General features: G+C 45.2%; 19 protein-coding genes. 9 read left to right on the top strand and 10 right to left on the bottom strand.

Annotated features, from left to right (window positions below; all coding sequences use genetic code 11):
• Positions 1-22 precede the first annotated feature (22 nt).
• Positions 23-2,296, top strand: coding sequence for a glycoside hydrolase (locus TW84_RS14530; protein WP_045976351.1), 2,274 nt, complete (start codon positions 23-25; stop codon positions 2,294-2,296).
• A gap of 484 nt (positions 2,297-2,780) precedes the next feature.
• The gene (locus tag TW84_RS14525; RefSeq protein ID WP_045976350.1) at positions 2,781-3,416 is read left to right on the top strand and encodes a TetR/AcrR family transcriptional regulator; all 636 of its coding nucleotides are present in this window, start codon (positions 2,781-2,783) and stop codon (positions 3,414-3,416) included.
• Between the two features lie 244 nt (positions 3,417-3,660).
• Here TW84_RS14525 and TW84_RS14520 read toward each other — a convergent pair whose 3' ends face one another.
• A complete protein-coding gene (locus TW84_RS14520) occupies positions 3,661-6,786 on the bottom strand; it encodes an efflux RND transporter permease subunit (RefSeq protein WP_045976349.1) in 3,126 nt (1,041 codons plus the stop codon).
• Positions 6,787-6,795: 9 nt separating this feature from the next.
• Positions 6,796-7,941 (bottom strand): efflux RND transporter periplasmic adaptor subunit, encoded by a 1,146-nt coding sequence (locus tag TW84_RS14515; protein ID WP_045976348.1) that lies wholly within the window; start codon positions 7,939-7,941, stop codon positions 6,796-6,798.
• Between the two features lie 346 nt (positions 7,942-8,287).
• Here TW84_RS14515 and TW84_RS14510 point away from each other — a divergent pair, with 346 nt between their 5' ends.
• Positions 8,288-8,773 carry an HAD family hydrolase gene (locus tag TW84_RS14510; RefSeq protein WP_045976347.1) on the top strand — a complete coding sequence of 162 codons (486 nt, stop codon included), beginning with the start codon at positions 8,288-8,290 and terminating at the stop codon, positions 8,771-8,773.
• Between the two features lie 219 nt (positions 8,774-8,992).
• Here the strand turns inward: TW84_RS14510 and TW84_RS14505 are convergent, their stop codons facing one another.
• Both TW84_RS14505 and TW84_RS14500 read right to left on the bottom strand, forming a co-directional pair.
• Positions 8,993-10,354, bottom strand: coding sequence for a diguanylate cyclase domain-containing protein (locus TW84_RS14505; protein ID WP_045976346.1), 1,362 nt, complete (start codon positions 10,352-10,354; stop codon positions 8,993-8,995).
• Between the two features lie 3 nt (positions 10,355-10,357).
• The gene (locus TW84_RS14500; RefSeq protein ID WP_045976345.1) at positions 10,358-11,329 is read right to left on the bottom strand and encodes an ABC transporter substrate-binding protein; all 972 of its coding nucleotides are present in this window, start codon (positions 11,327-11,329) and stop codon (positions 10,358-10,360) included.
• A 310-nt stretch (positions 11,330-11,639) separates the two neighbouring features.
• Here TW84_RS14500 and TW84_RS14495 point away from each other — a divergent pair, with 310 nt between their 5' ends.
• Positions 11,640-12,347 (top strand): SDR family oxidoreductase, encoded by a 708-nt coding sequence (locus TW84_RS14495; protein WP_045976344.1) that lies wholly within the window; start codon positions 11,640-11,642, stop codon positions 12,345-12,347.
• On the opposite strand, the gene TW84_RS24145 is transcribed toward TW84_RS14495, so the two are convergent.
• Together TW84_RS24145 and TW84_RS14490 are read right to left on the bottom strand one after the other, a co-directional pair.
• The gene (locus TW84_RS24145) at positions 12,320-12,475 is read right to left on the bottom strand and encodes a DUF2256 domain-containing protein (protein ID WP_084720242.1); all 156 of its coding nucleotides are present in this window, start codon (positions 12,473-12,475) and stop codon (positions 12,320-12,322) included. The genes TW84_RS14495 and TW84_RS24145 overlap by 28 nt on opposite strands.
• 4 nt (positions 12,476-12,479) lie before the next feature.
• Positions 12,480-13,721, bottom strand: coding sequence for an NADH:ubiquinone reductase (Na(+)-transporting) subunit B (locus TW84_RS14490; protein ID WP_045976343.1), 1,242 nt, complete (start codon positions 13,719-13,721; stop codon positions 12,480-12,482).
• Between the two features lie 138 nt (positions 13,722-13,859).
• On the opposite strand from TW84_RS14490, the gene TW84_RS14485 reads away from it, so the two are divergent.
• From TW84_RS14485 to TW84_RS25340, 3 genes are read left to right on the top strand one after another with little or no spacing between them, the layout of a single operon-like run.
• Complete coding sequence (locus TW84_RS14485; RefSeq protein ID WP_045976342.1) at positions 13,860-15,248, top strand: cytochrome ubiquinol oxidase subunit I; 1,389 nt, start codon at positions 13,860-13,862, stop codon at positions 15,246-15,248.
• A gap of 10 nt (positions 15,249-15,258) precedes the next feature.
• Entirely contained in the window at positions 15,259-16,257 is a 999-nt protein-coding gene (cydB, locus tag TW84_RS14480) for a cytochrome d ubiquinol oxidase subunit II (protein ID WP_045976341.1), read from the top strand.
• The gene (locus TW84_RS25340; RefSeq protein ID WP_084720241.1) at positions 16,257-16,349 is read left to right on the top strand and encodes a DUF2474 family protein; all 93 of its coding nucleotides are present in this window, start codon (positions 16,257-16,259) and stop codon (positions 16,347-16,349) included. The genes cydB and TW84_RS25340 overlap by 1 nt, the downstream gene beginning before the upstream one ends.
• A gap of 11 nt (positions 16,350-16,360) precedes the next feature.
• On the opposite strand, the gene TW84_RS14475 is transcribed toward TW84_RS25340, so the two are convergent.
• A complete protein-coding gene (locus TW84_RS14475; RefSeq protein WP_045976340.1) occupies positions 16,361-17,014 on the bottom strand; it encodes a Qnr family pentapeptide repeat protein in 654 nt (217 codons plus the stop codon).
• Positions 17,015-17,298: 284 nt separating this feature from the next.
• Between TW84_RS14475 and TW84_RS14470 the strand changes: the two genes are divergently transcribed.
• A complete protein-coding gene (locus TW84_RS14470) occupies positions 17,299-17,775 on the top strand; it encodes a peptide-methionine (S)-S-oxide reductase (protein WP_045976339.1) in 477 nt (158 codons plus the stop codon).
• A 51-nt stretch (positions 17,776-17,826) separates the two neighbouring features.
• Here the strand turns inward: TW84_RS14470 and TW84_RS14465 are convergent, their stop codons facing one another.
• The 3 genes from TW84_RS14465 to TW84_RS14455 all read right to left on the bottom strand — a co-directional run bounded on the left by TW84_RS14465 (position 17,827) and on the right by TW84_RS14455 (position 22,107).
• Entirely contained in the window at positions 17,827-19,518 is a 1,692-nt protein-coding gene (locus tag TW84_RS14465) for a methyl-accepting chemotaxis protein (RefSeq protein ID WP_084720240.1), read from the bottom strand.
• Positions 19,519-19,531: 13 nt separating this feature from the next.
• On the bottom strand, positions 19,532-19,957 hold the full coding sequence (locus TW84_RS14460) for a BLUF domain-containing protein (protein WP_052707925.1): 426 nt from the start codon (positions 19,955-19,957) through the stop codon (positions 19,532-19,534).
• A 554-nt stretch (positions 19,958-20,511) separates the two neighbouring features.
• Positions 20,512-22,107, bottom strand: coding sequence for a BCCT family transporter (locus tag TW84_RS14455; RefSeq protein WP_045976338.1), 1,596 nt, complete (start codon positions 22,105-22,107; stop codon positions 20,512-20,514).
• A 653-nt stretch (positions 22,108-22,760) separates the two neighbouring features.
• Between TW84_RS14455 and tssI the strand changes: the two genes are divergently transcribed.
• The coding region (tssI, locus tag TW84_RS14450) for a type VI secretion system tip protein TssI/VgrG (RefSeq protein WP_045976337.1) at positions 22,761-23,416 on the top strand (656 nt) is incomplete at its 3' end.

Here is a 23,416-nt window from a genome sequence, read left to right as displayed (position 1 = left end):
TAACGACCCATAGGAATTTGTCATGCCTACTAAACTCAACCCTTTGACCACTCTGGCTTCATTCTCTTTATTGGCGATAAGTTTCGCCGTCACAGCCCAAGATGTGATACTGAGTGACCAAGCCAATCACATCTCTATTTCTCCACAAGATTTAGGCATCCGTTGGAATAACCTCATCGTTAACAGCGCGTCGTTGCGCGTGAATGGCCAACCTCAGACAAGTTCGCAGTTCAAAGCAGAGTCATCCAATCAAGCAAATTGGATCTTACAGCCAAGCGGTCTCAAGACCTCTGCAGTACTAAAAAACGGCGCATTGGAGCTCAGTTTCTCTGTCACTAAACAGCCACCAATCTCACGAGGCAAACCCTTAGCTTTAAGTTGGTTTGATCTCGCACAAACTCAAACGGATACGCTTTACCTACCGTTTAGTGAAGGAATGCGGATCCCGACAAACAACAAGATTTGGGCCAATTATCTGCAAGAAAACCACTCAGGAGCTAACACGACTCAAGACTTAAAAATGCCATTCTGGACGGTTCAACAAGGTGAACAAACCATCAGTTACCAGTTGATCACCCCCACTAACAATATTCTGAGTTTCTCCAGCTCAGAGCCTAACGTTGACATGAAGGCGAAACATCAGTTCACCTCACTCAACCAAAATCAAGCCTTCAAGGTGCGTATTACAGTGGGCAACGACTGGCTGGACGGAGCGAAGGCTTACAGACAATGGCGAATTGACCACAATCTTTCATCCACTCTCGCAGATAAGGCAAAGACTAACCCTCAATTAGTGAAGTTGATTGGAGCCAGCCAAGTTTACCTGTTCGGTAAAGACATGATTAGCACAGACGATGTCAAAGACTGGTGGGGCCTTAAAAACTGGTACTTTAAACAAACCAGTCTCACTATACCTCGCTCTGCAACAACACAGCTTAAGCCGCTAAAAAAAGGGGTGGACCTGATGAATCATTATCATAAACAAGTGCTGGTCGACTCGCTGAATTCCTCTTTACACCTCATGTATTCGGCACCAGCGCCATCACAAAACAACAATGCCATTGCAGATCAATTTCAGGTGGCTCAGCAACGAAAACGCTGGCTTATCCAACAGGCTTCGCCATACCTGATCGCTCCCGATAGGTGGGGACAAGCATTATCAAGCGATATGCTCGCGAACATGAACAAAGCCGGGCTGAGCAAACTTTGGCTCGGTTTTGACAACTGGATGCCCGCCTTTTATCAACCAAAGGTCATTGATGCCGCAAAGCGTTCAGGCTATCTGGTTGCCACTTATGATTCCTATAACACTGCCATTCCGCGAGGCTTAAACGACACATGGTTAACCGCACAGCTACCAGAATCGATGAGAGAGCAATGTGCGATTGAACAAGCAAACGGCAAAAAGAAAAAAGGATTCCGTGGGCATGGTTACTACCTAAACCCGAATTGTCAGTTAGATTATGTTAAGCAACGAGTTAAGGACATTGTTAAATATGGTCGATTTAACAGTTTGTTTCTTGATGTCGATGCCACAGCCATGGCAAGAGAAGACTATCGAGATCATAGTAGTGAAAGCGCTATGTTAAATGCCTTCAATCAAAGAATGGATTGGATTGCCGAACAAAATGATGTGGTACTTGGATCAGAAGATGGGAATAGTCTCACCACAACCGGAATCGCTTTTGCTCATGGCCTTGAAACAGTAGGTTTTGGCTGGACTGATAACGAAATGAAACACGATCGCCACTCACCTTACTTTCTCGGACGCTGGTATCCAGATCATAAGCCAGAGTTCTTTTTTAAGCGTGCTCAAGTAAAAGAACCCTATAAAACGTTACTGTTTATGCCACAGTTCAGGGTGCCTCTTTATCAAACCGTCTTTCATGACGAAGTGATCAATAGCCACCACTGGCACAGTGACAGCTTAAAGTTCACCAATGTTCAGGCAGAGCGTGATTTGACTTCCATGCTTTACAATACGCCACCAATGGTTCATCTGACACGAGATGAGGCAAGCGAACCGAATAGCCCGAGACTCGCAGCACTTGTACACTATCAGCAGGGTTACAAACCAATCCATGAACAATTGTGGGACAAACAGCTCTTGGACTTTAATTGGCTAGATGAGTCAGGCCAAATTCAGCAAACCGTGTTTAGTGACGGCAGTACTATTACCGCTAATTTTGGCCCCAAAAGCATCAACTTGTCAGAGATCAAAATATCACCCTATTCCATAGTGGCAAAACTGAGCAATGGCCGTCAGGTCAATTGGCAAGCAAATCCGAATCAATAAACCCAGAGCGGTGTATGCCGCTCTCATTTATCCACAAAGAGACTCAATTGAGGGACACAGCAACCAATAGCGCCCCTTGATATCGTGCAAAGTTACCCTCTATTTGTTGCACGAAATTTTCATAAATGAAATTTATATTTTCATATTTAACATTTAAACAAAAATAACATTAGTGTTACTTTAAACGACGTTGGTTACACTGATACAAAGTCATTCTAAAGACAACGAATACTTTATAACAGTTTGGATATGGACATTTTGACCAACAATCTCCAAACTAAAAAATTTAAATTGTTGCCCTTGTTTGCCCGCACAGTATGCCCACTGTGCGGGTATTTTCTTTCCGTACCACGCTACACGTTTAACTCGCTCACAATAATCAATGAATTCATCACATGATTAAATAGTGTTGAATTTTTTAACTATCGAGACCCAGAACATCGCTCTATAATTAATCACCTGTTTAATATCTAAGGCATTAATCGTGGCTGAATCATTCAGAAAAGCGGGCCGTCCGAGTACAAAAATCGATGCGCGAGCCAAGCTTATCCAGCACTCTAGAGAGCTCTTTACAATGATGACTTATGACAAAGTCTCGACCCGATTAGTGGCTAAGCGAGCAGGGGTGAACGTCGCGATGATTCGATACTACTTCGGTAGCAAAGAAGGGCTGTTTGAGACCATGTTGCGTGAAACACTTGATCCGATGAAGCAACAACTCAGAGCACTGGCTGCCGATAGCAATCAGAAAAACTTCCTCGATCTGATGCGCACCTATTATAGGGAAATGGTCAAAATACCCCTGTTTCCTAGATTAGTCGCACAACTCATGAATATGCCACCGTCCGAAACACAGCGAAAACTACTGGAAAAAGTCTTCGACGACATCGCTCAGCCGATGCAGAACGTCGTCTTCGACCAACTGGCTAACAGCGGTGTACTACGTAAAGACGTTGATCCGACCTTATGTCGTGTTTCTTACGTTAGCTTAATGGTCTTTCCCTTTATTGCTCCGCAAGCCTTACTCAATATTCACGGTATTGAACTCAGTGAAGAATTCTTAAACCGTCTGTTCGAGCATAATATCCAACTCATGACACAAGGCTTTCTGCAAACGTAAAACACAGCGGATTGGTTTGATGACACCCTCCCCCAAAGCCATACTTTGCGCAGTCGTTTCTATTTAGACTTTTTTGCAACAAACATTTGGTATCGACTTGCTGTGCCAGTTGAAAAATTCGATCAATGCTTCACCCTTATATTGATATCAACACTATAAACTTTGAAGCTCTAGACAGCTCGACAAAGAAAACTAGCCTAGGTCATATATAAGAAAAGGGGCTTAATTGCCCCTTGTGTCTGAATTATGGTTCAACAACCTCGGCTGTCGAGCGGCGAGTCAGTTTCTGTTTTATCCAGCGGAAGATGCCCTTAATGTCATCCAGCATCAGGTACAAGCAAGGAACGAGTACTAACGTTAATAAGGTAGCAAACAACACGGCAAAACCTAAAGCAACTGCCATTGGAATGACGAATCTTGCCTGCAAACTCGTTTCAAACATAATGGGTAGAACGCCAACGAACGTAGTGATTGAAGTCAGTGTAATAGCACGGAACCTTGCACAACCGGCTTCAATCACAGCCTCCTTAATTGCCACCCCACCGGCACGCACATGATTGACGTAATCCGTCATGACTAAGGAGTCATTCACCACGACCCCAGCCGCCGCGATCAGGCCGAAGGTAGACATCATACTAAGGTCCAAACCAAACCAATAATGTCCCCAGATTGCACCCGTGAGGCTAAACGGGATGACGGACATGATGATAAGCGGTTGGGTATAACTCTTCAGCGGCACGGCCAATAAGATATAGACGATGATCATCCCTGCAACAAAGAAGATTTTTTGCTCATCTTGCTGAGCTTGTTGTTCTTCAATCGTGCCACCAAGCTCGCTTGTCACACCAGGGTAATCTCCTATGATGTCTGGAATAATCTGCTCATGGATTCTGCCAATCACCTCGTTTGGTTCTACCAACTCTTCGTCAATAGAACCATAAACATAGACGCTACGGTAGCCTCCTTCACGACGAATACTGCTTACCCCTGGTTTCTGGTTAATGTTGACGACATCCCCCAGCATCACTTTCTTGCCTTCTGGGGTAGTGATCACCGCATAGCGCAACGAAGCAAATGCTTCTCTGGTCAGCTTAGGGTAACGAACCATCACTTTGATCTCTTCACCATCACGCAGCACACGTTGTGCCTCGCCGCCATAAAAGCTTCCGCCAACTTGTAATGCAATATCAGAAAGGTTAAGCCCCAAATCATAGGCAACTGGTGCGAGAGACAACAGAACTTCCTGACTGCCAGAATCAATTGAAGACGAGATATCAAATAACCCTTCCTGCTGCTTGAGTTCAAGGATCAATGTCCTTCCCGCAGCGTTGAGTGTCTCGATATCGGCACCGTATAAAAGGAAACCGAACTCATCGCCTTTCCCATCATCGTTAACATTGTCTGCAATAGTCAGCATTTTCAGACCGGGTATCACGGGCAACGATTCACGCCAGCGACGAGCCAGCTCAAACGTATTAAAAGGACGAAGTTCTTCATCCACTAGTGGGATCACCAAACGACCTTCTTTACGACCCTGATTAAACGTCAGAACGTCCCTAATCATGTTCTGACCGGTCTGCTTCTCCGTTTCCTCATCAATTCTTAGCACCGTACTCTCAATCAGCTTCAAGGCGTCAATAGTCTGTGCACTTGACACATTATCGTTCATCACAAGCTTAATGCTTGGGAAGTCATGTGGTACTTTCGGCGATGGTATGATTCTCACGTAGTTCGCCATAACCAAAGCAATACTGATCACAAGCAAGGCTGAGAATCCAGCAAATACGCTCCAGCGCCAGTAAGTACAAGCGGTAACAAAGCGCTTGTACGGGCCATGAACAAAACTAAAGAAACGCTGGTTGAACCTATCTCGCCAACTTCCCTTTTTAATCGGCTTAAAGTGCGAATGTGCCAGATGTGACGGCAATATCAGTTTGGACTCAATCAAGCTAAAGATGAGGCAGAGAATGACAATTGCTGCAATACCAAAGAAGAAGGCACGTTCAATGCCCTTAGACATCAAAAACGGCGCGAATACGGCAATCGTAGTAAGGACGCCAAACGTAGCTGGCGTTGCTACGCGCCTAACGCCACGTACCACATTATCAACTCCGCCGCCGCTTTTCTCGATCTCAGAATAAGCACTCTCACCGATGACAATAGCGTCATCAACAACTATGCCTAACACCATAATGAAAGCGAACAGGGAGACAATATTGATACTGACACCAATCGCTGGCATTAACATCACCGCCCCGAGGAAACAGACAGGCAAACCTATCATGACCCACATTGCCAGTTTGACGCGCAAGAAAAGGCTGAGCATTAATGCAACCAAAACAGCACCTTGCAGCAGGTTTTTCAGCATCATATCGAGGCGTGCATTGAGGTAATAGGTCATGTCGACCAAAGTTTTGATCCTCAAGTCTGATGGCAATTGCGCATTCTTTTGTTCAATGTAAGACTTCACTGATTCAGCAACCGTCACCATATTTTGGTCTTTCGTCGCTTTTACAGAAAGGTAAATGGCATTGTCACCAGAATACTTGAAGTATCGATCATCCTCTGTAAAGCCATCTTTTATAGTGGCGATATCCTGAAGCAATACCTTTCCGCCATTCGCTCCGATTTTGACAGGGATATCGCGAAACTCATCGCCGTTGTAGTACTGATTTTCGATACGAACCGAAATCATCCCTGTATTCGTTCTCACCTCTCCTGCTGAGTAGTTCGCGGAATAACGCTGGATCGCTTGTGTGATATCGTTAAGCGTTAGGTTATATTTGCGCAGTATCTGCGGCTCAACTTCAATCGCGATTTCATAGTCCGGCGCACTAAGCTCGACCAAAGCGACATTCTGTAGCTGCAGCAGTTCATCTTCGATCTGCTTGGCTATCGGTTTGAGCTCTAGAAGCGAGCGGTTACCAACCAACGCCATTTCAATCACATCCTGGCGAAACTCAAACTGATAAACCTGAATAGGCTCCATTGCAGCGGGAAAATTAGAGACCGAGTCCACCTTCTGTTTGACCTTATCCAGCACGTCGTCAACATCTTGATCGACATCTACCTCTATCTCTATCGCCCCACTGCCTCGCGATGCCGTCGTTACTGCCTTTTTGATCCCTGTAACATCTTTGAGCGACTCTTCGAGTTTGATGAGAATACTCTCTTCGACTTCCTGTGGAGAGGCGCCTGGGTACTGAGCACTCACATTGATGTAGTTAACTTCAATATTGGGGAACATTTGACGTTGAATAAAGAAAAAGCTGACCGTTCCGACAATCAGCACAAACACCATAAGAAGGTTGGCAGCAACTGGATTGTGAGCAAAGTAAGCAATGAGCCCTTTTTGTTTTGAATCGTCCATGTGTCGTCCTTATTGCTCAGAGTCTGTTGGAACGACTGCGACTTCAACTTGCATCCCTTTTTGCGGATACTCAGGAACGGTTAACACGATCTGATCCTCGTCCGTCAAGCCTTCACTGATGAGCATAAATTCTTTCTCTGCTCGCAGAACATTGACCGTACGAGGTTCCAGTTCATTGTTCTCGTTGACTACCCATACCTGCCGATTGTTCACCAACTCTTGTGGCAAACGGTAAATGTGCTTCAGTTCCTTGCCAACAAATTGCACTTCAACATAGGAGCCAAACTGGAGTGGAGAAGCATCGGTATCAATCGCATATGGGTCATCAATACCAACGACCATATTGATCATTCGAGTCGTGCTATCAACAACGCCAAGGTCACGTTTAATCACCCCCTCACGTTGAATATCTACAATCCCTCGCTGAATCACATTGGCAGAAAGACCAGCGTATTGCTGCGGTAAAAAGGCACTATCAAATCCAGCAATGGGAATATGTATTTCAGCCGCTTCAATATTGTTTAACGTCGCTACATGCGCTCCAGCTGAAATGTACTGGCCAACACCAATATCCCTCGCTACGACCAAAGCATCATAGGGGGCAACTATTTTGCAATTTTCAAGATCTCGATTGGCGCGCTTGAGCGCAGCCTGCGCAGATTTCACCTGAGCCATGGCACTTAGTACCTGAGGTTTGCGCAAATAAAGGTCCGTCACCTGCTTAGCTGGCAGGTTTTTCGCCTGTCGTTTAGCCACCTCCGCTTTGGCTTTTTCTTCAATCAGCGCAGCTCGGGCACTCGCCAAGTCAGCCTCTGCTTGAAGTACTGCGGCTTGATAGTTGTCACTTTCAATTGTGAATAGAGTTTCGCCCCTTTTCACCACACCACCAGCAACAAAGTTCGGATGCCAATCAATAACCTCACCTGAAACCTGAGCTGAGAGCTGGGTCACTTCTACAGGTATCAATTCACCATGACTAGTAATAAGCACCTTGTGATCACTTGAGTGAACGGTTGAGACTGTAACAGTCAGAGGTTTCTTGTCAGGTTTCTGATCAGCATCTTCGGGAGCACTCGACGCAATCGCGGCATAGCCAGCGTAAGCGCTTCCAAGAATAACGAACGGAAGCAACCAACGTAACGGCTTAATGTTCATAAATAATCCTTATTAGAATGACAGCCTATTATTCTTACCTGATCATTAAAGTCAGGTACTATGTTATACGTGTAAGCACTAGCTTTGACATCATGGAGGTACGAAATATCCATAATATTATTGGCTTTTATTGATTGCCACATTCAGCTAGCCAACACTGAGGTAAAAAATGGTCAGCAAAGAGAATGCCAAGATAATAAGCACATAAATACATAGCCTTAGAAAGAACAGCGACGGAAATTAATACTATAGCCAAGGTAAATACATCCACATTTCGGCGAAATTTACCTCTAGAGTGATAACCATCGATGGGAAATCACTAGGACACAACGTCACGGAGAGAGCAATGAACAAAATCTATCTATTTGATTGGGGCAATACGTTGATGGTCGATTTTCCTGATCAGCAAGGAAAAATGTACTTGTGGCCGAATGTTAAAGCAGTTAAAAACGCGGAATGTACGCTCAAAGCACTTAGCCTTCAGTATCCGATCTACGTAGCAACTAGTGCGCAAGATTCATCGGAACAAGACATACAGCAAGCATTTCAAAGAGTGGGGTTGGATCCGTATATAAACGGTTACTTCTGTAAAGCGAATTTAGGGTTGGATAAAAACAGGGCCGAGTTTTACCTCGAGATAGCGAAAACTCTATGTCATCCACCACATCAACTAATCATGGTTGGTGATGCGCTTGAAAAAGACATTTATCCAGCCAACGAAGCTGGGTTGCAAACCATCTGGTACAACCCAAACAAGCGCCCAGTAGCAGAAAACATTGACAGTATTCAGGACTTGAAGGAACTGTTAAATGAGGCTCTAGACCGAACCTGATACCAAACCATTCAACAATGCCCGAATTGGCCTGAATTTAAAATGAGGCGAGTGGTAGCCTATAGCGCTATGCCTCATGGTACATTCACTGTATACACTGGGTTGCGAATCATGTCTAAGCGAGAGACGAAGAAGAGAACCAAATGTTTAACCAACTGGTCATTTCTCAGCAGAGCCTTGCAGTAACCTTGCTTAGATCACGCTAAGCTCATTATCACTTTAATCATTGATAGAGGTTAATCTGACTGATTTCGATCCTTTCTTGCACACTGTTGTTTTGCCATCAAAACACGCGGAACCCGCCATCTTTTTCGCTCGATACATCGCCTCATCCGCCACACTTAGCAACGCTTCTTTATTTTTGGTTTGATCGGGGAAATAACTGACGCCAATACTGGCACCAACTTTGAGCGTACGACCATTAAACTGAATCGGCGCGTTAATCACATCCAGCAGTTGCTCAGCCTTTTTAGGTACAATATCAAAGTCATGTAAAAGATCGAGACAGATGACAAACTCATCTCCACCAAAGCGGCCAGCAAAATCAGATTCACGAATTGCCGCTGTGATACGATTGGCAACCTCGACGAGAATAGCATCTCCCGCTTCATGACCGAATGTGTCATTCACCGATTTGAAGTCATCTAAATCAATAAAGAAAATCGCCAGCTTACATTGAGTGCGGTTAGCTTTAACGATGGCATTCTCTAAGGCTCTATCAAATGCTCGTCGATTAACCAGATTGGTCAGAGGATCATGCTCAGATAAGAAGATCAATTGTTCTTGCTTGTGTTTAAGCTGCTGCGTCTGGCGCATCACCTCTTCTTCCAACTCTTGCTTAGTCACTGTGGTGTCACACAGAGACAAAGTCATCTGGTTAAAAAATTGCGCCATGACTCGGAATTCGGTGTCCATTTTCACTGCTTCAACTTTCGAGTCTAATTTCCCTTCAGCCAAATCGAGGATCGCATTTTTCATCGCTTCAGCACCCGACTTGAAACGAAACGAGATTAACCAGGCCGTTGCACTGACTAAAATGGAACAGATGATCAACCATGCTGCAGCATAAATCATCACCTGATGCAGACTTTTCGCATTGCGATTAAGTACAGACTGATGAACATACGCCAGCTCTTCCGTCATGTTTTGTACAATCATATTGTAACGTGAATGAAGCAGACCACGTGAATTGATATTCGCCAAGCCTTGGTCATCTAGCCCATTAATTGATAAAAAGTAGACTTGTTTCTCTTTGTTGAGTAAGGCGTTTAAACTCTGATTCATCCGCTGGATGTTGCCTAGCTGACTATTATTTTTCTTATAAGCGGTTAACTTAGTCGCCAATTCGGCTTGGGCTACATCCACTTCGCTGAGACTCGCTTCGTCACCATATTGAAGAAAAACCCACAACTGGCTTCTCAGTAAATCAACAGACAATTGTAAATCAATGATCTGATCTAAATCGGCTTTGGTTACGCGTTGTTCTTGAGCTACTTTGGCAAAAGAAACAATGATGAACAACGTCAGCATTAGGGTTGTGGTCGACAATACAAAGAGCTTTTTAAACAGTGAATCCAGCATAGTCTACTCTCGCAAAGCAATAATTTGTTGATAAGGTTGAGTAAAAAACAGATCTCTGAAATCGGGCTGTTCGCCTACGACTAAGCCACTTTCTACCGCCCACCTAGCTTGTAATTGGAGATTAGAAAGTAATGAATTGCCCAGCGATAAACGGAAAACGTAATCTTCCCATGACCACTTCACCTGATTGGCAGGAATATTGAGGCGCTTAGTGATAATACTGAGCGCCTTAGCCGGGTTGGCATTGATCCATGTTACAGCTTCATCAAGCGCACCGAGCAAATACATCGGCTCTTTGCCCGCAAACGCCAGATAAGGCATCGTCGATAACAAGTTAAATGACTGCTGATAAATCCCCGGCGTGCCGAGGTTTTTCACTTCAGCAGCGGATAAAATATCCGCTTTATATCCCATAGGCTCCCAAGCCGAAATCGCATCGACACGGTAGGACAAAAGCGCTGGGACCAACTCATGAGGTTGAAGGTAAACTTTTTCTACGTTCAGGCTTTTGAGATTGTTAGCAATCAGCACTGAATCAAAGTAAAACTCGCTAGCACTACCTTTGACAACGCCGATCTTTCTCCCTTGTAAAGATCTCACATCGTGAACTTGAGATGGATTTAGCGTCAGCAGCTTAAGATCATTATCTGATTCAACAAAGCTCACCAGTAGTGCCAAGTCCTCACGTTCAAAACTCTGGAACATCACCACAGATTCAGAAGCCGTAGCGTATTCTACATCTCGGTTTAACATCAAGTGAGTACAAGCAACACCACTTGAGCACGGATAGAGAGTAACATCGAGCCCATAGCGTTCAAACAGACCGAGATGTTCAGCGATCAAAAAAGGGGAAGCGAGCGGTGTCAAAGTGACACCAACCCTTATTTTGGTGTCACCCTTCTTGTCTCGCCACTCGTGCTGGCTGGCAAAAAGAGCCGCCACACCAATCAATAACGAGCCGAGACCTAAGACCATTAAATTCCGTTTAACAAGTGGCATAACATACACACTCTAAATTAAGAAACCTAGCACATATAAAACTAGCTTATAGAATTATGACTTTAGAAGGGAACTCCGCTTTTTATAGAAATCTGTGTAAGTCTTTGCTATTTGCGTGAAATTAATCACACAAATCAGCGACTAAAGCATCACAATCCTCAAAAAGAAGCGCTAAATAAAAAGTAATCAGACATTAATCTCTCTCAACTTATCAGCCGTAAAAAGACGAGAAGTCGAACTTATACGTCTTATTCTCTCTACACGCATCTAAATCCTAGGGTAAATCATGAAAGTACTTATTTTGGGCGGAAACGGTGGTATCGGGCACGCAATTTGTCGCAACTTAGTCCAACACTACCCGGACATGGAAGTGCATGCTTCTTACAGAAAGCATCAACCCATTAAGGCCGCCGAATCTATCATTTGGCACCAGTTGGATGTCACTAACGAAGCGCAAGTCGAATCACTAGCAGGCGAAATCGAGTCTGTAGATTGGATTATAAATGCCGTTGGAGTACTCCATGATGAGTGTCATGGGCCAGAGAAAAACCTTAAGTCATTTGACCCAGACTTTTACATCAAAAATATCATGCATAACGCTCTACCAACTATGCTGATCGCCAAACATTTCCAACAGTCTTTAAAACAAAGCCAGCAGCCTAAATTCGCCATTATCTCTGCCAAAGTCGGCAGCATTAGCGATAATCATCTGGGAGGCTGGTATAGCTATCGCTCATCGAAAGCAGCACTCAATATGCTTCTTAAAACCCTGAGCATTGAATGGGGAAGAACAATGCCTAAAGCGTGTGTGCTTTCTCTCCACCCCGGGACAACCGACACCGCGCTATCAAAACCCTTCCAGACCAACGTACCGGAGGGAAAACTGTTTGCCCCTGATAGAGTGGCAGCAGACTTGGTCAAGATCATTGCTGAAGCGACACCAGATAATAGTGGTCGTTTCCTAAGTTATAATGGAGAAACGCTCCCTTGGTGAACGCGATGTCTTCGACAACGCTCTGAGCAATACTTGACCTCTTGCCAACAGCGGCGCCATTTATGGCGCCATGTGAACGGTCTGTGGCAGACCAGACATATTTTTTGTGGTAAATGCTGTTTTTTCATTTAACTAATGACGGCTCCGCCTTAATCTTCTTTTAATGTTGGCTTCTTTGACCATGAAATCGAACAATGGAGCGAACAAATTTGCAAAGAGAATAGCCAGCATTATCCCTTCGGGGTAAGCCGGGTTGAGCGCCCTAATACCTATCGTCATCACACCAATGAGAATACCATAAGCCCATTTCCCTTTGTTGGTAAACGCTGCTGAGACAGGATCTGTCGCCATAAAGAAAGTACCAAAGGCCACCCCACCCAATACAAAATGCCAGTGGAAAGGCATCGAGAACATAGGGTTGGTTTGAGAGCCTATTACGTTGAGCAAAGTCGAAGCCACAGCCAACCCGACAATTACCCCTGCAACGATCCGCCATGACGCGATTCTCATCGCAATGAGAAACAAGCCAGCCAGCATGATCAACAACGTAGAGACTTCGCCCATCGATCCGGGTAGGTTACCCAAGAAGGCATCGATCCAGGCCAACACTTCACCCGTCATGTTGTTAATCAAAGCCCCCTGCCCACCTTCATACCATTGACTAAGAGGTGTCGCACCGGAATAACCATCCGCCGCGACCCATACTGCGCCCCCAGACATATTGGCTGGATAGGCAAAGTAGAGGAAGGCTCGCCCTGCTAACGCTGGATTTAAAAAGTTTCTACCGGTACCACCAAAAATCTCTTTTGCCACCACAATACCAAAGGTGATACCAAGCGCCGCTTGCCACAGGGGAATGGTCGCTGGGAGGATAAGAGAAAACAGCACAGAGCTTACAAAAAAACCCTCGTTGACCTCATGCTTTCTCACTACAGCAAACAAAACTTCCCAAAACCCTCCAACAATAAACACGGTGGCGTAGACGGGTATGAAGTAGGTGGCTCCTAGCAACATCTTACTCATCCAGCCTGCATCGGCTACGCCCTGTGCAGAGCCGAAAGCCATCATTAACCTCCAGCTCTCGGCAACCACGGACTCCAACTCAGCCGCTGAGTACACACTAAGCAGCGCCATGGAAGACTGGTTGCCGATATTGAACATCCCCCAAAACATTGCAGGGAAAGTCGCCAACCACACCATGATCATGATGCGTTTCAAGTCTATGCTGTCACGCACATGAGTCGCGCCTCGGTTCACCAATCCTGGCGTGTAAAAAATTGTCGCCGCGGCCTCGAATATAGGATAAAACTTTTCGTATTTGCCGCCGGGTTCAAAATTGGGGGCCATGGCATCTATTCTACTTTTCAAGCTCATATCTTTGCTTCCGAATTGACTTGTTTATTCTATTTACGAGCGTTCCCACCAATTGGCGCACTACTAATTTTCTCAGGTTATGAACAATCATTGACCGGACATCGTACATAAAAGTATGTTCACCGCGAGGAGCGTGTCATGGAAACGCTGGCAGTTGATTTAGCAAGATTCCAGTTTGCATTTACAGTCTCTTTTCACATTATTTTCCCGGCTTTTACTATTGGCCTAGCAAGCTACTTGGCCGTGCTGGAAGGCTTGTGGTTGAAAACGAACAGTGAAAAGTATCTTCAGTTGTACAAGTACTGGCTGAAAATCTTCGCGATAAGTTTTGGCATGGGGGTAGTCAGTGGAATTGTACTTAGCTATCAGTTCGGTACAAATTGGAGTGTTTTTGCCGACAAAACAGGGCCGATACTCGGACCTTTGATGGGCTATGAAGTGTTTACCGCCTTTTTCCTTGAAGCAGGTTTTCTCGGTGTCATGCTATTCGGAATGGACAGGGTCGGGAAAAAGCTCCATTTTGCTTCAACTTGCGTTGTCGCTTTCGGCACATTTCTTTCTGCATTTTGGATACTTTCCGTTAATAGCTGGATGCAAACGCCCGCGGGTTATTCTATCAATGAAGTGGGTCAATTTATTCCAGAGAGTTGGTTTGAAATCGTCTTCAACCCTTCTTTTCCATACCGATTAGTTCATATGCTACTCGCAGCCTACCTAACCACAGCTTTTGTCGTTGCCGCTGTGGGTGCCTATCACTTACTCTCAGCCCCACACAACCCTCTCGCTCGGGCAATGTTTTCAATGGCGATGTGGATGGCAGCGATTGTCACGCCAATACAGATTGTTGCCGGGGACATGCACGGTTTGAATACCTTGGAGCATCAACCAGCCAAAGTCGCGGCGATGGAAGGTCATTACCAATCACACAAAGGCGCGCCGCTAATCTTGTTTGGTATCCCCAATGATGAAACTCAGGAAGTGGAATACAAAGTCGAAATTCCCAAACTTGGCAGCCTGATTCTGACGCATGACTGGGATGGCGAAGTCAAGGGGCTTGATGCGTTTCCAGCGGATCAACATCCTCCTGTTGGTATCGTGTTCTGGAGCTTTAGAGTGATGGTAGGGATTGGTTTTGGCATGCTCTTCATCGGTCTGTGCAGTTTGTGGCTACGCAAACGCAATGCTCTCTTTAAAACGCCTTGGTTCCATAAACTGTGCGTCGCCTTCGGCCCAGCGGGCTTTATTGCTGTATTGGCTGGCTGGATAACCACTGAAGTCGGCCGCCAACCTTATACGGTGTACGGGTTACTCACTACTGCCGATTCTGCGTCGCCTATTGACGCCGCAGCGATAAGCGTTTCCTTAACCGCGTTTATCGTTGTGTATTTTGTTGTCTTCGGAGCTGGATTCTTTTATCTGTTGCGCTTGATGCGTAAATCACCAACAAAATATGAAGAGTCGTTGGATAGTCGCCTCCCTGATGGCACAGATTCTCCACCTGCTTCTCATTCCAACCATCTAACATGAGGAAGGCGCTATGGATTACGCACTAATATGGTATGGACTAATCGGGTTAGCTGTCCTCATCTATGTGATTTTGGATGGGTTTGATCTGGGAATTGGTATTCTCTACCCCAGCGCTCACAGTGAAAACGAACGGGATCTCATGATGAACAGCATTGCGCCTGTCTGGGATGGCAACGAGACATGGCTAGTTTTAGGGGGCGGCGGATTGTTCGCCGTGTTCCCTCTAGCTTATGCCGTCGTCATGCCAGCACTTTATGCGCCGCTGATCCTCATGCTGTTGGGCCTGATACTACGAGGGGTTTCGTTTGAATACCGCTTTAGAACCAAACGAGGCAAATTCCTGTGGGACGGCGCGTTCTTTATAGGTTCATTACTGGCAACAGCGATGCAAGGCATTATGCTCGGCGCCCTTCTCCAAGGGATCGATGTTGAAGGACGTTCCTATGCGGGTGGTTGGTTTGACTGGTTAAGTCCCTTCAGCCTCTTCTGTGCCCTGGCTTTGGTGTGTGCATATGTACTTTTAGGGGCTTGCTGGTTGATAATGAAATTACCTGATGACCTTATTAGCCGATACTACACGATCGCGAAGCGATGGGGGCTGGCATTAGTTTGCTGCATCACCATCGTCAGCATATGGTTACCTCTGAGTAATGGATTGGTATTTGAACGTTGGTTCAGCTTCCCTAACACCCTGCTTTTCCTAGTCATTCCAATCACTGCTGCGATGTGTATCTGGGCACTTTTTTCCGCTTTGTTGCAACACAAAGCCCTCAAGGCTTACCTTTGCGGAATTGGGCTATTTGTTATCTCAGCACTCGGTTTTGGTGTCAGCACCTATCCCTACTTGGTCCCTTTTGCCCTCACGTATCACGAGGTCGCTGGGCCAGATTCCAGCTTAGCATTCTTATTAGCTGGAGCCGCTATTTTGCTGCCCATGATCATCGCCTACAGCGCTTATTCTTACTGGGTATTCAGAGGAAAGCTCAAACACGGTGAAGGGTATCACTGATGAAGCAGTTAGGATGGTTTGTCTTAATCTGGTTGGCGAGTGTCTTTTCACTCGCCGTTATTTCAATGTCAATTCGTTGGGTACTGTTTTAAAGTTGCCATTTTTAACCAAGGACTATCAAACCAAACGGCGACAGCAGTTGTTCTTGCTGCCAGTCACAGATCTTCACACCATGGAGCGAGACACGGCGCATGTCTAGCCCCTCTAAATCAACATGAGTTAGGTCTGCGTTCTCTAGGTTGAATGTGCCCCACTGCTCCTTACTGAACTCACCTCGCGACAAATCTGCCCCCTGCATACTTGCGCCGAAAAGATTGGCTCCCCTCCAACGGTTTTCAAATAACTCGCACTTTTCTAACAAGGTACGCTCAAAGTTAGCGTAAGTCAGGTTACAGCCGGTAATGTAGGCTGAACAAAAGTAGGCCGAGTGACTGATGCGATTAACAAAATTAGCCCGTTGAAAGTTCGCCCCTTTTAAATCACAGTGCCTAAACTCAATACCAAAACACTCCGCCCCGACGAACTGGTTCATAGCTAACATACAGTTTTCAAAGCTGGCATCCTTGAGGTTAGCATATTGAAAGCTGCATCCTTCCAGTGCTTGTGCTTCAATGAACTTACAATTGATAAACTTAGCATCACGCAAGTCTGAACGGTCAAAGCAGCAATTGATAAACTGGCAACCCTCATATACATGCTGCTGTAAGTCTTGGTGCGAAAAGTCCTGCTGATGATAAATATGATTCTTTATAGACATGTGTTCTCCTTAGTTGCCGCAAGACTAGCACTCTAAGCCCTTGTTTTTCCATAAAAACAAACCCTTTGATATCAACAACTTAAAACACCCCAAAATCGCCAATTTAAGGCACCAAATCATCATTTTAAGGCTATGATTTTTAAAATTTCAAAGGCAGGTATGCAGAAAAAAGTTTAAACCGTTAAATCAATGCTCAAGCGAGAGTGATAAAAAGTAAAAAGAGATAGAGCTATAGGCGCTGTTTTGCTCTAATTAAGTGGCAGTTAATCTCGAGAGATCATGTAATGGAAGAAATCTATTTTGCCGGTGGCTGTTTATGGGGTGTGCAAGAGTTTATGAAGCACCTGACTGGGGTATCAATGACCGAAGCTGGCAGAGCTAACGGTACCAATCAAGATACCAAAGGAGAGTACGACGGTTACGCGGAATGTGTCCGCACTCAGTTTAATCCAGAAAAAGTGTCCGTTGAGGAGCTGATGGGCTACTTCTTTGAAATAATCGACCCCTATAGCCTCAACAAACAGGGCGAAGATGTCGGTAAAAAATATCGCACTGGTGTTTACAGCCAAAATCCACAACATTTAAGTGATGCCAAAGCATTCATTGATGCTCGACCAGACCGTGATCGGATTGTGGTCGAAATTCTGCCACTTACCAATTACGTAACAAGTGATGATGAGCATCAAGATCGTTTGACTCGTAATCCACACGATTACTGCCATATCCCTTTAGACCTACTGCATAAATACAGGCACAAATAACGGAAAAGGCCAGAGTATCAGTCTGGCCTTTCCCGAATCTCTAAACAGTATTTACACTTGAAACTTGTTGAGGTTCTTATGCAGGTCAATCACGTTTTTGGCGATCGTTTCACTGGCTACCGCTGTGCTCTTCGTTTCGTCCGCGGTTTCTTCAGCCAAGCTCTTGATATTAGTTAGATTATTATCCAAATCTTGAGCCACGGTGGACTGCTGCTCTGCAGCTGCCGCAATTTGCAAGTTTAAGCCCGCTATCTCATTGACCGACTCAGCAGCCATAGAGAAGGTGTTGGCAGACTCAGAACTCTTCTCCAAACAGAGTTTGGCGGTATCTGTGCCTTTCTTCATACTCGACACCGCGTTTTTCGCTTCCGACTGCAGTGTGTCGACCAGTTTTTGAATATCTACTGTTGCTTCCTGAGTGCGCTGAGCGAGCGAACGAACCTCGTCTGCAACCACCGCGAAACCGCGTCCTGTTTCCCCAGCGCGTGCTGCTTCGATAGCCGCATTCAACGCCAGCAAGTTAGTTTGTTCAGCGATACCTTGGATAGATTCCAATACTTGCCCGATATTATTGGTTTCAGACACAAGGTTTTCAATCACCCCGGATGAGGTGGTAACCTCATTGGCTAGTTCTTGGATAACTTCTTGAGTCGCGAGGGCTTCTTTCTGCCCTTCCATCACGTGCTTTCTCACTGCATCAGTCACTGAAGAGGCGTTTGCGGTACTGTTTGCTACTTCCTGTGTCGTCGCATTCATTTGGTTAATCGCCGTCGCCACTTGCTCAATATCACAACGCTGCTTTTCTACATTCTGCAAAGTACGCTGCATGGCAGAAACCGCCACTTCAGAAGACTGTCCGAGCTCTTCCGCCTTAGCATTGATTTGAGTAATGGTCCCCATCAACACACCCAAGAACGTATTAAACGCGTTCGCTACGGTACCCGTTTCATCTCGGGAAGAGTCATCCAATCGAATGGTTAAGTCTCCGTCACCTTCCGCCACTTGCTTGAGCCTGTCGATGAGATTCAATATCGGCGTCCGAATAGCACGAGTGATTAGGAAAGGCATAATGATGCCCAGCACAATTGAGGCAAAAGCAATGACCGTCATCCACTTTATCGCGTATTTCTCATCCTGTTCAGCTTGTAGAGCACTGGCGAGAGTAAAGTTTTGTACCTCATCGAGAATCGCAATCAACGCTTTATCGATTTCATCTTCGTGAGCTTCAACTTTCTTTGAAAACTTGAGCATCTCCTCAATATCACCATTGCTGCCATAGTCCATTGTTTTGTCAACTTCACCAACGAGCGAGCTGTAAGACTTCTCAACAGCTTTCAGCTTGCCAAGAAGATTCTTGAATTTTTCTTTTGCCTCAATTGAGTGCAATAACGGAATCGCTTTCTCTATGAAGGATTCAACGTCGTAGAGCTCTTTTTCGGTTTTGACCGTCAGGTCATGAACCTTTTTCTTGGCCTCTTCGAATAGGCTCTTCTGGGCCATACCTTGCTCAACACGGATCGCCTTAATGAGAGCTCTCTCGAATAGAATCGCTTGTTCCAGCTGATGCTCTGTTACCAAGGTCAACATTTTGGTCAACGGGATGTCTTCTTCCGCGATATCAGTTAGCTCTCTACCAATTTTGTTCATTTGATTCAGGGCAAACCCGCCCATGATTAACATGGCAAGCAATTGGCTACAGCCGAGCAAATACACTTTTTGGGCAATGGTTAGTCTTGATAACATGCCTGTTCTCCCTTCAATCCTTTTTAACGAAATGCTTGATCATTCGCATGGCAAAGCTTTTGTGCTCCAGCAGATAATTGAGATCGCCTTTGTGAGCCATAAAGTCACTAAAGCCGGGAAATGATGACTCAAGATGCTGATCAAGCACTTTAAAACCCATTTTCCAATCAGGGAAACTGCGAGACTCTATGTGATGAAAACCAATACGGTTAATGTTGGTGTGTCGAGTGTCTTTCTTTATTTTAAGAAACAGGGATTCGACGCTGTCTTCAGGCCCTTCTAATACTTGAATAAAGGTGCCGTAGCCGTCGTACAACAGAAGGCCGGTAATGTCGTTGTTGGTGTTATTTTTGCGTGCCTTGGACAGAATCTGTTCCAATTGCTCTTGCTCAAGCCGTTGAACCGCTTTACTGACATACACGAGTTCAATCATTTCCATTTATGGCTCCCTTCACGGTTGTGTCCTAAGACAACATATTCATTTTTATGCCGCGGACATCGTGTGTTCTGAACTGATTTTGCTCCATCAAGACAACAGGTAAAGACTCGTTAACAGATTATTATCAAAAGCATTTGTTATTAAGGCTTGCTCTCAAGAGCCTCTGCTTAAAAGCCCCACCACCCGATAGGTAACTCAATATTAACAAAATCTTTACAATTTACATGCCAAGTGGGAAAGCGCTAACAGCGATGAGATTTAAGCGAAAAGAGAGGAGAATATCCATTAAGTGCATATTGTAAGTTGCACATTGCAAAAAAAATCGCAATATGCAATTGCAATGTGGTTAGAGCCAACAATAGCCACACAAACATTATGGAAAAGAGATGCTTAGATTTTTTGCTGACTTTTTACGGTTGGCATCAATGCTCTAATCCGTCAGTCAAATGTTACGCAACATACCGCCATCGGTAACCACCAGCTCAACCGACTTAATGCGAGCAATAAAAAACCGAGCCTGTGAACTGGCTCGGTCTCTTATCTGGCATTTAAAATTATGCCAAACCTTGTTCTACCGCCATTTTATGCGCCACTTTTGGTCCCTGCCACAAAGCAGGTAGCAGAACAAATGATACTGGTACCGCAGTAATCACAATAAACGACTGCAATGAAGAAATACCACCATCACCCAATGCGATAAGAGCAATAGCAACCATACTCATCATTACCCCCCAAAAACTGCGCATCACTTTATTGGGGTTTTCTTCTCCGCTTATCACTGAGCTAATCGTATAGGTCATTGAGTCGCCAGTGGTAACAATAAAAGTCGTTGTCAGGATCAGAAAGAGGACAGCAATAACGGTTGGATAAGGCAGCTGACTTGTAATCGCAAGAAGAACAGCGGGCAAATTGAACCCTTCAAAAGCGGCAGAGATAGAACCCGGATGACTGAGTTCAAAAGCTAACCCACTGCCCCCGACAATACTGAACCAAAAACAAGTAATCAAAGGCGCTGCGATACTGACAGATAGAATCAACTGTCGAATTGTTCTTCCTCGGGAAATTCTCGCGATAAAAATCGCCATCATCGGGCCGTAGCCAATAAACCATCCCCAAAAGAACACGGTCCACCAGCTAAGCCACCCTGCATCACCACGATATAATGCCATAGGAACGAAATTATCGACCAAGCGACCTACGCCTTGAAGATAGCCGTCGACAATAAAGCTGGTAGGGCCGAACACCAGAATAAAACCAATTAGAGCTGCTGACAGGATAATGTTATACCGACTGATGAGTTGAATACCCTTACTGACACCACTCAATGCAGATAGCGTATAGGTAACCATCGCCAACAAGACGACCATTGTTTGTGTCACAAACGTATCGGGAATGGCAAACAGCGCATTCAACGCATAGCTAATTTGCAGACCTAAAAACCCGATCGGCCCGACTGTGCCTGCGGCGACAGCAATGATGCAGCACGCATCGACCAAATCACCGATCCAACCGTGAATCGCCTTATCGCCAAAAATCGGATAAACCAGTGTACGGGGCTTCAGAGGTAAACCTTTGTCATAGTGGAAGTGCATTAACACCACGGATGATAAACAGCCCAGTATGGCCCAAGCTAAAAATCCCCAGTGCATAAACGATTGTGATAAAGCATTGAGTGCAGCGGATTTAGGTGACGCTTGACCGAAATAAGGAGGGGCCGTTACAAAATGTGCAATCGGCTCAGCGGCAGCCCAAAATACACCACCACCCGCGAGCAGAGTACATAGGATAATAGATAGCCATTTAAAACAATCGAGATCCGGTGTCGATAAACCACCTAAACGCACACACCCGGTGCGCGATATCGCCAGATAAAGGCCAATCACAAAATTGAGTAATAACAGAACCTGCCAATAAGCACCAAAGTACTCAATCGCGTAAGAAAAGCCACCGTTTACCCACTTTGACAACAAAGATGTATCAAGTATTGCCAGCATCACGAAACCAATCAGAAAACTTCCACTCAACCAGAAAACTGGGTTGTTAAGTTGAAGTTTTTGAACAAAGTTGAGTGAGGGGGAAGTAGCCGGACGGTCAGTGCAATCAAGGAGACAGGTTTCTGCTCGGTCGACTGCCTGAGTCATATTAGACATGTAAAATTCACTTATATTGAGGCTGAATGCGAGCAAACAGCATGTATCGCTCTCACAATTTTGTCATTTATTTGTGAGATTCATCACGCAAATGCTAACACAGGCCTCAACAGAAGTAGACTGTTAATCTGTCCTGTCGGCAACAGCTGAAATAAAACCACAGTCTACTTAGTCATTAAACAGGCTTCTTCACAATGACTTAGCATATGTACTGACAGCTAAACGAACCTGTGATTTAGGTGTGACAATCAAACTGATGCCAATCAGAAACAAAGCACTGGCGATCACTTGAGGTACAGACAGCACTTCCCCATAGATGAAAAAGTCAGTATTTAGCATGGGCAAAAATACGACATCGGCCCAAAAAAGCAGCTGATAATCTGAGTATTAGGTATTAAACAATGTAAACTGCACCGCAAAAGCCATTTTGTCACCCAAAGACAAGATCCGTACATTTCACTAACCAAACCGCCTTATCACCCACCATTTTAGGCACTAACGTTACCCATTTAGTGTATTCCTCAGCCCCACTATCGGCTTGCACCTTACTTTTGCAAGGTGGCGTTATCTAAATAGCTTGGTACAGTTCATTCAACTGAGATGCATGTAGTTTTGTTGCAGATGATAACTTATCTTCACAAGAGTGAAACTGTATGGCGAATGATATTGAGTTTACCTTTGAGGTCTCCGATGTTGTAGAAAGGTTCAAAGTAGAAAGTTTTTGTGCTCAGGAAGCCCTGTCTACCTGGTTTGAAATCAATTTGACGGTGTTATCAGAGAGTAAGGAGATGACCTTTGATGCACTGAGTAGAAAAAACGGTGTGCTGAGTCTCTTCGGTCAAGGTACCGCGACAGCTCGTCATTTTCACGGTAGCATTTCTCAACTCTTCTACTTAGGCACGGGTCGGCGTTACTCTCGCTATCAGATTACCCTAGTACCGCAGCTGTGGTTTTTAACCCAGCGCCAAGATTGCCGGATTTTTCAAAATAAAACTGCGCCAGATATTATTCGCCATGTTTTTGATGACGCGGGGATGCACGATTACCGCTTGGAACTGACGGCTCACTATCAGAACAAAGACTACGTGCTCCAATACCGTGAAAGTGACCACCATTTTGTTCAGCGTCTTTTAGCCGAACACGGCATGTGGTTTTACTTTGAACACAGTGAAACCTCTCATACCATGGTGATTGTCGACAGTAATGATGCCACTCCTGAGCTGATAAGCACGTATCAGAACGCGTCCTATCTTGGGCCCATCCAGTTTCATGCTCACGGTGGTGGTGTAGCCGATAGAGAGCATATTTT

This window comes from Vibrio neptunius, from assembly GCF_000967495.1.
GTDB classification, from domain to species: domain Bacteria; phylum Pseudomonadota; class Gammaproteobacteria; order Enterobacterales; family Vibrionaceae; genus Vibrio; species Vibrio neptunius.
Note: the sequence above shows the minus strand (reverse complement) of the source record. Positions and strands in the feature narration are given on the sequence as shown.